Genomic DNA, 13262 nt, shown 5'->3' with positions numbered 1-13262 from the left:
TGCGTACGGAGCGGCGGCAGCGGGCGCTGTCGAAGGTGCTGCACGCGAAGATCCGGCAGGCGACCGGGCCGGCCGCCGCCGACATCGCGGTGACGGTGTATGACCTGGACGAGGTCGCCGCCCGCCTTGCCGCGACGGCGGACTACGACGGGCTAACCGCGATCATCGCCGCCGAGGTGACACCAACCGCTGTTACGGCGGTGCGTCCGGTCGAACTGAGTCAGATGAATCAGTTGCCCGAGATCGCGGCAACCACTGCCGTAACACCGGTGGATGACGTCGAGCCGGTGCTGCTCGCCGACCTCTTCCCGGCGCCGGGAACCGTGGGGCAGACGGCCACGGTTGAGCCGGTGGCGAAGCCGAAGCGCACCCGCCGGCCGAAGCCGGCCACGCCGAAGAAGCCTGGGCGGCCGAGCGTCGAGGCGAAGGTCGTGGCCGCGTTCACTCGCAACCCGGCGGCCGACGTGAAGCGGCTCGCGAGGCGGCTCGGCGTGTCCGAGCGAACCATCCAGCGGTACCGGCCCCGCCCGGTGGAGCCGGTCACCACCACCCCCAACGGTTCAGTGCCGGCGTAGGCGCTGGAGAGAGGAGCAACAGCATGGGACGACTGAACGACCTGATCAGGAACGCGGAGCGGCTGGACGCCCAGCGGCAGCAGATCGAGGACATCTCGCACCGGGCGCACGCCACCGGTACGCACATCCGCGACCAGTACGAGGCCCGGCTCGCCGAACTTCAGCGGCAGGGCGGTGACCGACGTGGCTAAGAGCCGACGGGCGACCGAGGAAGACGTCAAGAACGTGTCGGCGTGGGCGCTGCTGAAGCTCGCTGGGCGCAGCAACGAGGGCCGCCAGGCGTTCCGTGAGTTGCCGCCCGACGTGCAGGAGGAGATCCACGTGCGGGCCGCGGCCGAGCGGGAGCGGCAGGCCAACGGGCCGACCCTGACCTAACTCGCGCGGGGCGCCGCCCACGGATTGCAGGCCACGGCGGCGCCCCGCTTCCCACCGGAATGGGAGTAACCAGTTGACCACAGAGCAACCCAGCCCGGCGCAGAAGCGTCCGGGCGACACGCATTTCGAGGTGCTCCTGGACGGCGACCCCGACGACCTCGTCCTCCAGACGGCGCCGGTCGAGACGCCGGAGATCACCGCCCAGCCGCAGAAGGCGCGCGAGGAGCGCAAACCGATCCTGCCGCCGTCGTGGCACTCGTGGCAGGGGTTCAAGAACTGGGCCTCCTACCACGCCGAGCTCACCCGCTACCGACTGCTGTACCACTCGTGGCGGGTGCCGGTCATCTACGCACCCCTCGCGCTGCTGTGGTCCACCGTGGGCCTGTTCAAGGTCGCCGGCCGGCAGATCCGCTGGTGGTGGGTACTGGAGCAGCACGGCTTGCGGCAGGAGGCGGCGACGAAGAACGACGCGGCCACCTGGCTGCTGCTGCACCGGGAGGCCAGGCACGCCCGTGCGTGGCGCGGGTCCGTCCTCGCCGGTGAGCTCGTCGCCACCCTGACCGTGCTCGGCCTGCTGTGGTGGCCGGCGCCGTGGTGGCTGCAGCTGCTCGCCGCCGTCGCCGCGGTGTGCGCGCTGGCCCACTACGGGCGGCCGGTCGACAAGCCGATCGTGTCCGCCGCGGTGGTCGTGCACCGCCTGCGCCGGCTCAACCCGGACATCGTGCTGCGCGCCTACTACTCGGCCAAGCTTGGCGACCCCGACAAGGCCAAGGTCGAGTTCCTGTCCACGATGGCGCGGGACACGCTGGAGACCGGCTCCCACGTCCACATCGCCCTTGCCCACGGCCGCACCTTCGCCGACACGATCAAGGCCAAGGGCGCTCTCGCCTCCGGGCTGGACGTGTCCGAGTTCCAGGTGTTCCTGACCCGCGACCGCAAGTCCGAGCGCAGCCATTTCCTGTTCGTCGCCGACGAGGACCCGCTCGCCATCCCGGCCGGGCGCACAGACATGCTCGACTGCAAGCCGCGCGACATCTGGAAGCCGGTGCGGTTCGGCCTCGACGAGCGCGGCCGGCGGGTCGAGGTGCCGCTGATGTGGAACTCGGTACTGGTCGGCGCCCAACCCCGCAAGGGCAAGACGTTCTCCGCACGACTCCTCGCCCTGCACGCCGCCCTCGACCCGTGGGTCAAGCTCGTCGTCGCCGACGGCAAGAACTCCCCGGACTGGCGCAAGTTCACGCTGGTTGCCCACCGGATCATCTTCGGCACCACCGCTAACCGGGACGGCGATCCCGTCGAGATGCTGGTCGACGCCTTGGAGGAGATCAAGGCGCACATCATCAAGGTGAACGAGATCCTGTCGACCCTGCCGGTGGACGTCTGCCCGGAGGGGAAGCTGACCCGTGACCTCGCCCGCGACCCGCGGTACCCGGATCTGCGGGTGTGGACGCTGGTGATGGAAGAGTTCCAGGTGTACTTCGAGCTGGAGGACCAGGAGGCCAACAAGCGGATCGCGTCGCTGCTGGGGTTCATCATCTCGGTGGGCCCATCCGCCGGTGTGAACGTGCTGTCGAGCTCGCAGAAGCCGTCCGGTGTCGGCGCCGGTGATGTGCAGCGGCTGTTCAACCGGTACCGCGACAACCACGCCGTCAGGTTCGCGCTCAAGTGCGGCAACCGGACCGTGTCGGAGGCGATCCTGGGCGGCGACGCGTACGGCGAGGGTTACGACGCCGCCTCCCTGCCGATGGGTCCGGAGTATCGCGGCGTCGGCTACCTGTACGGGCTGACCGACGAAACCCCCACGACCCGCACCCACTTGGCGGACGCGGCCGACGCGGAGAAAATCCTGCTCGCCGCGCGCCGGCACCGGGAGGCGGCCGGGACACTGTCCGGGTACGCCGCCGGGGAGGAGGCGGCCCGACAGGTGCGGGACGTCCTCGCGGACGTGGTGAGCGTGTTCCTGCCCGGCGAGGACCGCCTGACGTGGCAGACCCTTGCCGCCCGGCTCACGGACATGATCGCCGAGGCGTACGCGGGCACCACGTCGGAGGCCATCTCCGCCCAGGTCCGGGCGTTCGGGGTGCCCAGCGAGAACGTCCGGGACGGCGACGAAGTGCTCAAGGGGTGCAAGCTCGCGGCGGTGAAGGCGGCCATCGCGAGGCGGGACGCCGACCGTAGCGGTAGCGGCGAGCAGGGCCCCGGAAACGTCGTCAGGGCCCGTTTCGGGGGTTCGCGATGATCGCCGCCCAGCCGCTACAACAGGCCGTTTGCGCAGGTCAGATTGGTAGCGGCCTGTGTAGCGCAGCCGCTACGCGTAGCGGGACGTCCGCTACAGAGATCCTCGCCGGGGCGGTCGGGCTGATCGTCCTTGCCGGGCTCGGCTGGCTGGTCGTGTACGCGGTGAAGTGCTGGCTCCGCCCGTTCACGGCCTGCCGGGTCTGCGACGGGCAGGGCGCCCGCCGGGTCCGCCGCGGCGGGCGGTCGTGCTGGTGGTGCGGAGGCACCGGCGCCCGGAAGCGGTGGGGCCGCCGCTTCGTCGACCACTTCCGCCTCCTGCGCCGGGCGGGCCAGCCGCAGAGTTCCCGACGAGTTCAATAGCATCCTTATCGACCGTCGCGCATCTCCGTAGCGAAGGCGGTTGACTGGGTTTTGTCCGACAGAACCTGGGTGGGTCGGCCCCCGGCCCGGAGCGTCGGAAGTGTCGGGCCGCAAACGCGAAGGGTGTCCATCTCGGTGGACACCCTTCTCGCCGTCAGTCGGGCAGCTCTTCAACCGCGGCTCCGCCGCCACATCTCCACTGGCGCTACTCCGACTCCGGTGGCCGGTCGTACGTGGCCAGTGTCGCCTTCGTCGTGCTCGCATCCTGGAAGATCAACTCCCAGGGTCCGCTGTTGACGTCCATGTCCTTACCGAAGCCAACCCACTTCCCGACCAGCCGGCGACCGGTCGGCTCGGCGAGCAGCTGGATGGCGCCGAAGTAGCGGGCACCCCTGTAGTACGAGCCGGTGGCGGTCTGCTCCGACCACGTGCCGGTGACGACGTTGCCCTCGACGGCAAGGTCCATGGTGAGGGTCGAGTCGGCCGAGCCGGGCAGCGACCGGACGGTGAGCCGGTCCCCGTGCTGGAGCAGGACGACGTAGTGCAGGCCGGTGAACGTGCCATCCCTGCCCGAGCTGAAGTACTCGTAGCGGGACAGCCAGACGCCGGAGTAGTTGCCCTGCGGTGCCGGGCGGCTGGTCGGGCCGGGTGTTGGCGGGGCGATGGCGCCGGCCGGGTCGAGGTCGTGGCCGCCCTGGCCGTCGGCGGAGACGCGCGCCTGGGGGACGCTGGCGAAGCCGAGCGACTCGATCGGTAGGCCGGTGACCATCTCCAGGGCGCGGGCGTACGCGGGCCGCGGTGAGGTGATGGCGCCCGCCTCCCAGCGTTGGACCAATCTCTTGTTGGCGTCGTTGGGCAGGCCGGCCCGGTCGCCGGCTGCGCGGATCTCGCGGGCGAAGTCGTCCTGCGACAGGCGCAGGCCCATGCGGACGGCGCGGAGGGCGCTGTTCGGCGTGGTCGTCACGAGATCCACGGTACCGCCAATGACGCCTAAATGTCGCCCCCTGTGCCGCCGTATTGACGCCTGTCATGTCGTCGCGGAGGGCGACACTTCGGCGACATAGTGTGCGCAGGGTGTGACGGTCCACCCCCGTGCGGGCCGTCACGCCTCCCCAGGCCGGCGCGGCGGTCGACGGCGGCGTGGCCCCAACCACGCCACCTCCTCCGACGGCCGCCGCGCCTTCCAGCACGGAGGTGGAACGGGTGAGGGCCATCGCGCCACCCAGTGCCGACCCGGCGCTCACCCGGTGGCTCGCACGGCAGATCGTCCGCCAGCACACCGAGAAGCCCGAGCGGATCGACGAGGGCGCGATCCCGCTCCGGCAGCTCGACATCGCATCCCGGGCATCCGGCTGCGCCCAGTGCGGCGACGGCAACGATCCGACCTGCTGGATGCTCGGCTGGGCCCGCGCCGAACTGGCGCAGAAGCCGGGTGATCCCCGGCGCGATCTAGGGAGGTAGCAGTGACCAAACGTCCATACCCCTGCGGGACGTGCGGAGGCTCAGGAATGGTCATCGTCCGCCGCAAGTACGTCGACCCCAACGGCAAGGGCCGGACCGAAGAGAGCTACGAAGTCTGCAAGGCGTGCGGCGGATCGGGCACCAAGAGGGCGACAATCGGTGTGCCCGCCCCACTAACCTCGGGAGTGACCCTTGGAGCCGCACCAGGACCCTACCCCGGCCGTGATCGACGGCCCGGTGCCGAAATGCGGCGACTGTGACCGGCTGGTCTATCAGGAGGCGCTGGCCTCACGGCTGGTGGACGGGAAGCCCGGCGCCAAGGCGTACGAATGCCCGCACGGCCGCGGCTGGCACGTCATACCCGCGCCCCGATAGCCCAGCACTTGGATCCGCTCCGTCGTTCAGCCGACAGCGATCTTCCACCCCGAAGGGCTAGGTTCCCGCGGTGACCAGAAACTCCCGTGCGCCGCTCACCGCGGCTGCCGTCTCCCTTGTACTGCTCGCGGCCGCCTGTGGCAGCGACGCCCCGGTCGACGCCGAGCCCGCCGCAGCCGCCTCGGCGCCCGCCTCTACCACGCCCACCACCGCGGCGGCGCCGACGGCTGCGGCAACCAGCGCCGCGCCAGACTCATACAAGCTCGGCGAAAAGGTACTCACCACCGACGGCTACGTCCGCGCCACCGTCCTCGCCTACAAGCAGCCCGTCGCCACTGGCGCACCCAGGCCCGAAGAGCAGGCCGGCTTCGAATGGGGTGCCGCGCAGATCCAGGTGTGCGCCGCCAGCGCAACCCCCGTCGGCGTGAGCTCCGGGCCGTGGAAGCTGGTGTACGCCGACGGCGACCAACTCGAGCCCTCCTCGGTCACGTACGTCCACTTCCCCCAGCCGGAGTACCCGTTCTCGGAGACGACCCTGAAGCAGGGCCGGTGCGTGAAGGGGTGGATCACGTTCCCGGTGCCGGCGAAGCGGAAGCCGCAGTACGTCGAGTACCACCCGGAAGGTACGCCGCTGCCCCTCGACTGGCGGGTGCCCTAGGTTAGCGGCAGGACGATGACCTCGCGCGAGTTCTGGATGGTCCCGGTGCCGGACGTGACCCGATGCATCAGACGGACGTTGTAGCTCTCACCAGGCGTGAGGCCGTCCAGCGGAACGAAGCATCCGAAGCCGAGCTCATTGGTGCCAAATCCGTACAGCGCGTTTACATCGCTTGCCGCTAGGACAACCGTGCCCGATCCGACCGAGCTGCCTGTCCGGACCTCCGGCGCAACGATCGTAAATGCGTTCGTGCTGTTGTCCAGGTTGGCGCGCCACTCGATCAGCACTCGGCCGGTGGTCGGCGCGACGAACGCGACGCCGCATGTAGCAGACCCTGCGATGAAGCTTGTTGATGTTGGAGACTCAAGGCCCGTTACGATGGCGGAAACCATGGTCGGTACATCTGTACCGGTGATGACAGTTCCTGCCCGCAGTTCTGGCATCAGGCTCTCCTAGGCAACCGGCTCGACGTTGACGAACCGATCCTGCAGCGTTCCTGTGTTGGCGACGGCGGTGCGATGCATCAGACGGACGTTGTAGGTGTTGCCGGGGGTTAGCCCTGTAACCGGAAACGACGCTCCGGCAATACGCTGGTTTGTCCCGGCCGAGCTGAGTCTGGAGGCGTCGGTGGCAGCCCGGACGACCGAACCGGAACCGATCGAACCGCCGTCACGGACCTCGAACGACACGTACGTTTCTCCTGCTCCCGAGTTGGAGATCCGCGAGGAGACGTGCACGAGCGCCTGGCCGGAATCAGGTGCCACAAACACCGTCCCGCAGGTGGTCATGTCTGCTGTGGTGTACACGGTGCTTGTGGTTGTGTCAGAGGCAGCCTGGTTATTGGTCTCGGCCGAGTCTTCAAACCCGATAGGGCTTCCGGGTCGTCCACCCTGCGTCCGGGCCGGCCGCACCAGAAGAAGCCGGCGGGTGATGGAGGAGTTGCCGGCGTTGACGCGGCGATGTGCGAGGGTGACGTTGACCTGGTATCCGGTTGGCAGGAACGGGGTAAAGCCGTCGTACATGAACGACTTACCAACCCGGATTTCGCTCGCGCCAAAGTTCAGAATGGAACGTGCATCGTCGGCAGCAAGGAGTAGGAAGCCTTCGCCGAGCACCGAGCCGAGCCGGACGTTGAAGCTCATCATGGTGAACCCGGCAGCGTTGTCGTTGTCGAGCTGGCCCGCGATCGAGATGACGAAGGTACCGGTCGGCGGAACCGTGAAGACCACCCCAACCGGGTTCGCGTCCTCGATGTACGCCCCGCTCGTGAAGTTGCCGGTGGCTTCCCCTTCGGCCCACACGGCGGGAGGGAAGTCGCGACCCATCACGCGGTCTCCGGCTATGTCCTCGTCGTCGAAGACGTTGACGTCCGCGAGACCACGGACCGGCAGCGGATGCACGTGCACCTCAGCGCCCGCGGCGTGGGTCTTGACCACGCCGTTCGCCGAACGGGTGACGGTGAATGTCTGTGGGCTGGACGATCCTGAGATGTTGGTGACAGCCATCAGCTCGCCGCCGACCATGATGTTGAAGTCCACCGAACCCGTGACCCACAGTGGGCCGGTGACCGCGACCGTCACGTCCGTCTCGGTGGTGTCCAGGTCCTCGCCCAGGACCGTGGCGGCGGAGTCTCGGTGATTGATGAGGCCGCGGACTGCGACCTGGTACGGCCCGGCCGGCCGGCAGTTGAACGTGATCGTCCGGGTCACGTTCTCGATCCGCTCGTTGTACCCCTGCGCCAGCTGCTCGATCGGGCCGGGCTCCAACCAGGCCGGTGTGTCTGGAATCGAGAAGTAGTCGCCGATATCCAGCTCGTCCACCCGCGCGCTGAACTGGGCGGTGAACACCGGCCGGTGCGTGTCGAAGGTGATCAGGGGGTACCGCGCGGATCGCCACGTGCCAACGTGCCTGTTCCAGCGCGCGATATCGGGGAGCAGGCTGTCGTCGGCGATGTTGACGCGTACCGGCTTGTCGTATCGGCCGATCCCGTTGGGGGGATCTTGGACCGACATCCGGCCTTCCTCTTCCACCGACCGGTACTCCGACCCGGCTATCCTCGTCGCGGTCACGTCGTTGGCGTTCAGCAGGTCGTCGGGGTCCGGGAAGGGCTCACCGGTCAGGAACCCATCGACATACGAAAAGTCAGGCCCGGTCTGGTTCACGATGTTCTCGTGCATGCGCAGCACGAGACCGAAGAAGTGCCGCGCCTCGTAGATGATCCCGTGCTCGGCGTCCTCGACATCCTCCAGGTTTTGCAGCAGGGTAGCGGTCCGCTGTGCTCCCATGCGGACGTCGGACGGGATGTTGCCCTTGATCTCGCGTGCGACGCCCTCCTCGTCGCACAGGCGGCCGAATCGGGTCGTGGTCGTCTCGCCGAAGTGACCGACAACGGCCTGCTCGACACCGGCCATCAGGTCCTTGTCGTTGCCGATCATGATGTGGCAGACGGAAGCGCCGTCCATAGCGCCTGTCGGGGCAATCGCTAGTCCGGTAGGGGCGCCGACGCTGCTACCGGAGAACGTGCCGGAGAAGCTGTGGGTGCCCTCTATGCTTCCGTCGGCCTTGACCTCTTGGACCGAGAATCGGTAGTCGACGTCGGCGCCGTCCTCGGCTACGTCGAAGTACACCAGGGCGGTCTTGCCGTTCAGCTCCGCCCCGCCGTATCCGCTGTTTTCCGCGACGCTTCCGGCTTGGTCGAAGCCGCGCAGCCGTAGGTCGCCGCCGGTGCTGCCTCGGTACTCCAGGTACCACTTCCGGACGCTGGCGTCCCTGACGGTGGTGACGAGCATGATCGGTGTGTCGTCGGCCAGTCCGGCGTCGGGGAACTCCATCACCGCCATGCAGCGGAGTTGGCCCGTTTCGGGGCTGCTCAGGACGGGGACGTCGAGGTGGACGCCGTCGCCTAGCCGGATCATGGACGATGCGCCGGCGGCGGAGCTGCTGGATCCAAACTGCGCGGTTGTGCCTAGCACGTTGATGGGTGGCGCGCCGTTGGCCGAACCGATCTGGCTGGTGAACTCACCGTCCTCGCAAGCCCAGTACCCGATCAACGACGATGTCGCGTTGCGGGTGATGTACCTGTACAGGGGCGACTTGAGCGCGGCGGTGCCGCTGGAACCCAGCCGCCGCTTGATGCCCGCGCCCTGGATCGACTGCGTTACGTCGGCGCCGCCCGGCGCCCAACGGAGCGCACCGAAGTTCGGCACCTCGACATGCGCCCGGAACGTACCCGGGACGGCGAGGAACGAGTCGAACGCGGCCTGCAGGTTCGCGTTCGTGTTGCCGGTCTCCCTGCGGCTGGACACGCCGGCGTTCGTCCCCGTTGACAGGTCGTCGTCGGTCTCCGAGATCATCCAGGCGACAGGTTCGGAGTCGCTGATGTCCCAGGCTTTGGCGTAGAGCCTGTTGCCCTCGACGTATATCTCGATCGCGATCTGTGTGCTGGCCAGATTTGCGAAGGTGCCGATAGTAACCGGATTCCCGATCACGTCGCCGACGCCGCCTACGGTTTTCGATAGTTGCAGGTTGACTTGCCCGCTGGTGGCATACGACAAAAAGGCCGCATACCAGTTGCTGGTATCCGCGAGGCGCGCGACGGCGCGGGTCGTAGCGCCCGCGCCGGTCAAGGTGCCAACAGACAGGTTGGCTACGGTCCGGACGCGATGGTTTCGCTCGCCGACGTCGGCGTACGAGAAGTGGTTGACGTTGGTGGAGGCGTGCGTGTGCAGACCCTTGTTGCCGTTGAGGTCATAGTCGTCGGGAACGGTGCCGCCGCCGAAAATCCAAGTGAACGGACCACCGGCCCACGTGTTCGCCGCCGAACGGTTGAAGTCGTCTTCCAGCGCAGCGCTGTTGCCGAGGCTGACCCGCAGACGAGTGTTCGGACCTATGAGGCCGTAGTACGGGGACATCGGGTTGAGGTCGTTGAAGTCGCCGTCCGGGTCCTCAAGCGTCAGGTTGAGCGAGGTTACCGTCCGGCCACGCTCGTCCTTTCGGCCGCGGGAGATGCCGATCCCGGAGCCGCCGTCGCGGCGTACCCGGGTCGAGATGTTCCCCCACGTGCCGTCACCGAGCAGAACCTCTGTCCGGATCCCGAGAGGCGAATGCATCAGTTGCCCTCCCAGAACTTCTGCGAGTCGCCTTGACCTTGGGTCCTGATCGTGAACTTCAAAGACTTGATGATCTCGTTCATCACGGCGGTGTCCGCGCCGGGCGCCGGGCGGACCTCCAGCACACCACCAGACCAGCCGCCCATCGACCCGCCACCGGCCAGCAGCCGTTCAGTGTCCGGGTTGCTGTACACGTGAGCTCCGGGCGGCAGGTCGACGACCTCGCGGCCGTACTCGCCGACCAGCGTCAAGCCGGCCCGGGCGCCGCCAGACTGAGCCGAACCCGTGATGCCGCCCATGAACCGGCCGGTCGCCTCGGTGGCCTGCTCGCGGCGCACGTCGATGTCCACGATGGCGCGCAACCGGGCGGAGGTGAATATCTCGCGGGGGATGCCGGACAGGGTGCGCTTCCAGTTACGCACGTCCTCGTTGTCGCCGGTGAACTCGGCCCGCGTGTTCCGGGTCGGTGGGATGCCGAGGATCTCCGTGACGTACTCCTCCGCCGCGGCCTTCGACCCGAGCATCTGCGCAGCCGCGGCGACGAGCGCCCTACGGCTTTCCTGGTACGCCTTCTCGGCTGCCTGCTCCGCACCCTCGATGTCGCCGAGCGCAGCCTTGTCCTGGTAGATCGCATCCGCGTAGTCCAGGCCGGCACGCGCCAGGTCGAGCAGGATCTGCCGGTTGGCCCGGCCCTTCTCGGTGCCGGCGTCCAGGCTCTTGCCGTTCTCCTTGATCGACGCGGTCACGTCGTCGATGGCCTGCTGCCAGTTGATTGTGGCCTGCTCGACGTTCAGTTGGTCGTCGATCAGCTTCTGCATCTCCTCGCGGAAACTGCGGGCCGCGTCGGCGGCCGTGGCGAACGCCTCGGACGTCTCCTCCACCGGCTCGACCCAGCGGGCCCCTTCGATCTGCTCGTTGGCCTCGTACAGAAGGTCGATGAACATGCGGGTCGGGCCGGAGCTCAGGAAGTCCATCAGGTTGATGGCCACCTGGACCTGGTTGATCACCAGGCCGATCGTGTCCAGCACTGCATGCCACTCGTTCTCGTTCCGCTCGGCCGAGTCGGCGATGGCGGACAGCAGGTCCGCGAGATCCTGGCCGTACTCCGGTAGCTCCTCACCGAAGATGTCCACGAGCGGCTCGGCGGCGTCCACGAGGCGCCGGATACCGGGCAGGGCATTCTGGCCCAGCCCGATCAGACCGTCAGCCAGGGGGTCAAGGTAGGTGCTGGCCCGCCCAAAGATCGCCTCCAGTTCGGGTTGGATCGTGCGGAACCCTGCCTTGGCGCGCTCGATCGCGCCGAGCATGGCCGGCACGAAAGGCTCGGTGGCCTTGGTGAGCCCGACGCCGGCCACCCGTTGCAGGCTTTCCAGGCCCGCAGCCACCTTGGGGTTGTCCGCGGAGACGGCCGCGCCGATGCCGACCGCGCCGAGAGCGGCGCCCGTGGTGAGCGCCGTGACCAGGGTCGCGGTCACGGCCGGGGCGGCGGACCCGATGGCGGCCACCAGGTAAGGGTTCAGGGGCGCTCTGGCGATGAGGGGCCCCGCCCTGCCCACGAAGGACAGCGCGAACCCCCGGCCGCCATCGTCGCCCGCGTCCTTGAGCTGCTTGACCAGGCTGTCGCGGAACTTGGAGATCCGGCCCAGCTCGGCCTCCGCTTTGGACAGGTCCCCGAACAGCTTGGTGTCGCCGGTCTCCGCGATCTTCTTGCGGAGCGAGTCCACCACGCCCTGGCTTTCCTCGACCCGCGTGGTCCAGCTTTTGATCTGGTCCTGCAGCGGGTTGAGCGCCTTGGCGCCGTCCTGGCCGGTGCGGGTGAGGATCGCCTTCAGGCGGTCGCCGAAGGTGCGGCCCTTCTCCTCCGCCGATTTGAACCCGGCGGCGGAGTCGTCCTTGGAGGTGACCTTGATCTGGACTTCGTTATCCACCCTGCCCACCTCCCATCTCGACCAGCCTGATCATCTGCAGCAGTTCGGCGTCTTCGTTGAGTAGCTGGCTGGGCAGGCACCGGAACCGTTCACACAGGGCGAGGACGGTCCGGGCCCGCGCTAGCTGCCAGGGCTCTCCGACAGGGCTTCCATCGGAATCGACGCCACCTCCGACGGCCCGCCATCGGTCGACGGCTGCCCCAAAGGGTCGGAGACCCCGCTGACCGCCTTGACCCAGGCGCGGATCAGGTCCCGGCCCCACGTCCAGTCCAGTGCCCGCATCCCGTCCAGGGACATAGGCAGCGGCTTGCCGGGCGCGGTCTCAAGGTTCCACTCGACCAGCCGCGAGGCGAACAGCTCGTACGACCGGTCGCGCTTCTCGATCTCGTCGGCCGACATCACCGGGGCGATCCGCAGCCCGTCGAGGAACTCGCCGAAGTCGAGGGCCTCGCCGACGGTGAGGCCCTTGGCCAGGATCTTGACGCCCGCGTACTGCTCGCCCGTCAGGGACTCGTGCAGCTCGTATACGCGGGCGCCGACGACGACGCCCATCACGCCGAGCTCCAGGCCGGCACGATGCCGTTGGCCAGCACGAACGGCGCCGACCAGGTCAGTGACCCGTCCTGCGCGCGGTTGAGCTGGTAGTCGGTGACGTGGATGGTCGGCGTGTTGGTGACACCGAGGCTCTGCCCGGACACGGTGTACAGGAACTCACGCCCGGCCGTCTGGCTGGGCACGCTCTTGAGCACGTCGTGGACCTTGTTGGAGGCATCGTCGAAGACCCCGGCCATGGTGCCCGACAGGTCGGCCAGCAGGAGCAGCCGCTCGAACGCGCTGACGGCCAGGGAGGTGGCGTCCTGCACGCCGCGCGGCAGCGCGATCTGCAGCGAGGTGGTGTCGTCCTTGATGTCCCGTAGCGTGCCGCCGGAGTCGTCGACACTCCACGCGGTCCACCCGAGACCGGTCTCCTTAGCCATTACTGGCCTCCTTCACCCACGTCGGGGCGGGTGCCCCATCCTTGAACCTGATCTTCAGATCGAAGCCGGTCATCTCATACCGGAATGTCGTGGCGCCGTCGGGCGAGACGTCGAGCACTCGGCCCGAGACGCTGAGGCACTCGATGTCATCAGTGTCGTAAACCAGCGCCTGCCCGTTGACCACGCAGGCCATTGCCTTGGCCATC

Annotated in this window: 14 protein-coding genes; 7 read left to right on the top strand and 7 right to left on the bottom strand. The window is 68.1% G+C overall.

Annotation, left to right across the window (positions count from 1 at the left end; genetic code table 11):
• Positions 1 to 35: 35 nt before the first annotated feature.
• The 4 genes from RB614_RS37850 to RB614_RS37835 all read left to right on the top strand — a co-directional run bounded on the left by RB614_RS37850 (position 36) and on the right by RB614_RS37835 (position 3189).
• Positions 36 to 575 carry a hypothetical protein gene (locus RB614_RS37850; protein ID WP_308717525.1) on the top strand — a complete coding sequence of 180 codons (540 nt, stop codon included), beginning with the start codon at positions 36 to 38 and terminating at the stop codon, positions 573 to 575.
• A 23-nt stretch (positions 576 to 598) separates the two neighbouring features.
• Positions 599 to 766, top strand: a complete 168-nt coding sequence (locus RB614_RS37845) for a hypothetical protein (RefSeq protein WP_308717524.1) — start codon at positions 599 to 601, stop codon at positions 764 to 766.
• Positions 759 to 950, top strand: a complete 192-nt coding sequence (locus RB614_RS37840) for a hypothetical protein (RefSeq protein WP_308717523.1) — start codon at positions 759 to 761, stop codon at positions 948 to 950. Before RB614_RS37845 ends, RB614_RS37840 begins: the two co-directional genes overlap by 8 nt.
• Positions 951 to 1023: 73 nt before the next feature.
• Positions 1024 to 3189 (top strand): cell division protein FtsK, encoded by a 2166-nt coding sequence (locus RB614_RS37835; RefSeq protein WP_308717522.1) that lies wholly within the window; start codon positions 1024 to 1026, stop codon positions 3187 to 3189.
• A gap of 564 nt (positions 3190 to 3753) precedes the next feature.
• Here the strand turns inward: RB614_RS37835 and RB614_RS37830 are convergent.
• Positions 3754 to 4473 carry a helix-turn-helix domain-containing protein gene (locus RB614_RS37830; RefSeq protein WP_428983190.1) on the bottom strand — a complete coding sequence of 240 codons (720 nt, stop codon included), beginning with the start codon at positions 4471 to 4473 and terminating at the stop codon, positions 3754 to 3756.
• Between the two features lie 278 nt (positions 4474 to 4751).
• Between RB614_RS37830 and RB614_RS37825 the strand changes: the two genes are divergently transcribed.
• From RB614_RS37825 to RB614_RS37815, 3 genes are all read left to right on the top strand, one after another.
• Positions 4752 to 5009, top strand: coding sequence for a hypothetical protein (locus RB614_RS37825; protein ID WP_308717520.1), 258 nt, complete (start codon positions 4752 to 4754; stop codon positions 5007 to 5009).
• A gap of 192 nt (positions 5010 to 5201) precedes the next feature.
• Positions 5202 to 5384 carry a hypothetical protein gene (locus RB614_RS37820; RefSeq protein WP_308717519.1) on the top strand — a complete coding sequence of 61 codons (183 nt, stop codon included), beginning with the start codon at positions 5202 to 5204 and terminating at the stop codon, positions 5382 to 5384.
• Positions 5385 to 5454: 70 nt separating this feature from the next.
• Entirely contained in the window at positions 5455 to 6042 is a 588-nt protein-coding gene (locus RB614_RS37815) for a hypothetical protein (RefSeq protein ID WP_308717518.1), read from the top strand.
• On the opposite strand, the gene RB614_RS37810 is transcribed toward RB614_RS37815, so the two are convergent.
• The 6 genes from RB614_RS37810 to RB614_RS37785 form a co-directional block, all read right to left on the bottom strand.
• Complete coding sequence (locus RB614_RS37810; protein ID WP_308717517.1) at positions 6039 to 6485, bottom strand: hypothetical protein; 447 nt, start codon at positions 6483 to 6485, stop codon at positions 6039 to 6041. The two genes, RB614_RS37815 and RB614_RS37810, sit on opposite strands and share 4 nt — an antisense overlap.
• Before the next feature lie 9 nt (positions 6486 to 6494).
• Positions 6495 to 10151: a hypothetical protein gene (locus RB614_RS37805; RefSeq protein WP_308717516.1), complete on the bottom strand. Its 3657-nt coding sequence runs from the start codon at positions 10149 to 10151 to the stop codon at positions 6495 to 6497.
• A complete protein-coding gene (locus RB614_RS37800; RefSeq protein WP_308717515.1) occupies positions 10151 to 12079 on the bottom strand; it encodes a hypothetical protein in 1929 nt (642 codons plus the stop codon). Before RB614_RS37800 ends, RB614_RS37805 begins: the two co-directional genes overlap by 1 nt.
• Before the next feature lie 120 nt (positions 12080 to 12199).
• A complete protein-coding gene (locus tag RB614_RS37795) occupies positions 12200 to 12634 on the bottom strand; it encodes a hypothetical protein (RefSeq protein ID WP_308717514.1) in 435 nt (144 codons plus the stop codon).
• Entirely contained in the window at positions 12631 to 13056 is a 426-nt protein-coding gene (locus RB614_RS37790; protein ID WP_308717513.1) for a hypothetical protein, read from the bottom strand. Before RB614_RS37790 ends, RB614_RS37795 begins: the two co-directional genes overlap by 4 nt.
• Positions 13049 to 13261 carry a hypothetical protein gene (locus tag RB614_RS37785; protein WP_308717512.1) on the bottom strand — a complete coding sequence of 71 codons (213 nt, stop codon included), beginning with the start codon at positions 13259 to 13261 and terminating at the stop codon, positions 13049 to 13051. Before RB614_RS37785 ends, RB614_RS37790 begins: the two co-directional genes overlap by 8 nt.
• Between the last annotated feature and the right edge of the window lies 1 nt (position 13262).

The organism is Phytohabitans maris (assembly GCF_031085175.1).
GTDB classification, from domain to species: domain Bacteria; phylum Actinomycetota; class Actinomycetes; order Mycobacteriales; family Micromonosporaceae; genus Phytohabitans; species Phytohabitans maris.
This window is presented reverse-complemented; position numbering and strand designations above follow the sequence as displayed.

Excerpts from the sequence above, each read along its gene's own strand:
- RB614_RS37845 (WP_308717524.1), top strand. The coding sequence starts at position 599 with ATGGGACGACTGAACGACCTGATCAGGAACGCGGAGCGGCTGGACGCC.
- RB614_RS37830 (WP_428983190.1), bottom strand. The coding sequence starts at position 4,473 with ATGGGCCTGCGCCTGTCGCAGGACGACTTCGCCCGCGAGATCCGCGCA.
- RB614_RS37810 (WP_308717517.1), bottom strand. The coding sequence starts at position 6,485 with ATGCCAGAACTGCGGGCAGGAACTGTCATCACCGGTACAGATGTACCG.
- RB614_RS37805 (WP_308717516.1), bottom strand. The coding sequence starts at position 10,151 with ATGCATTCGCCTCTCGGGATCCGGACAGAGGTTCTGCTCGGTGACGGC.
- RB614_RS37790 (WP_308717513.1), bottom strand. The coding sequence starts at position 13,056 with ATGGCTAAGGAGACCGGTCTCGGGTGGACCGCGTGGAGTGTCGACGAC.
- RB614_RS37785 (WP_308717512.1), bottom strand. The coding sequence starts at position 13,261 with ATGGCCAAGGCAATGGCCTGCGTGGTCAACGGGCAGGCGCTGGTTTAC.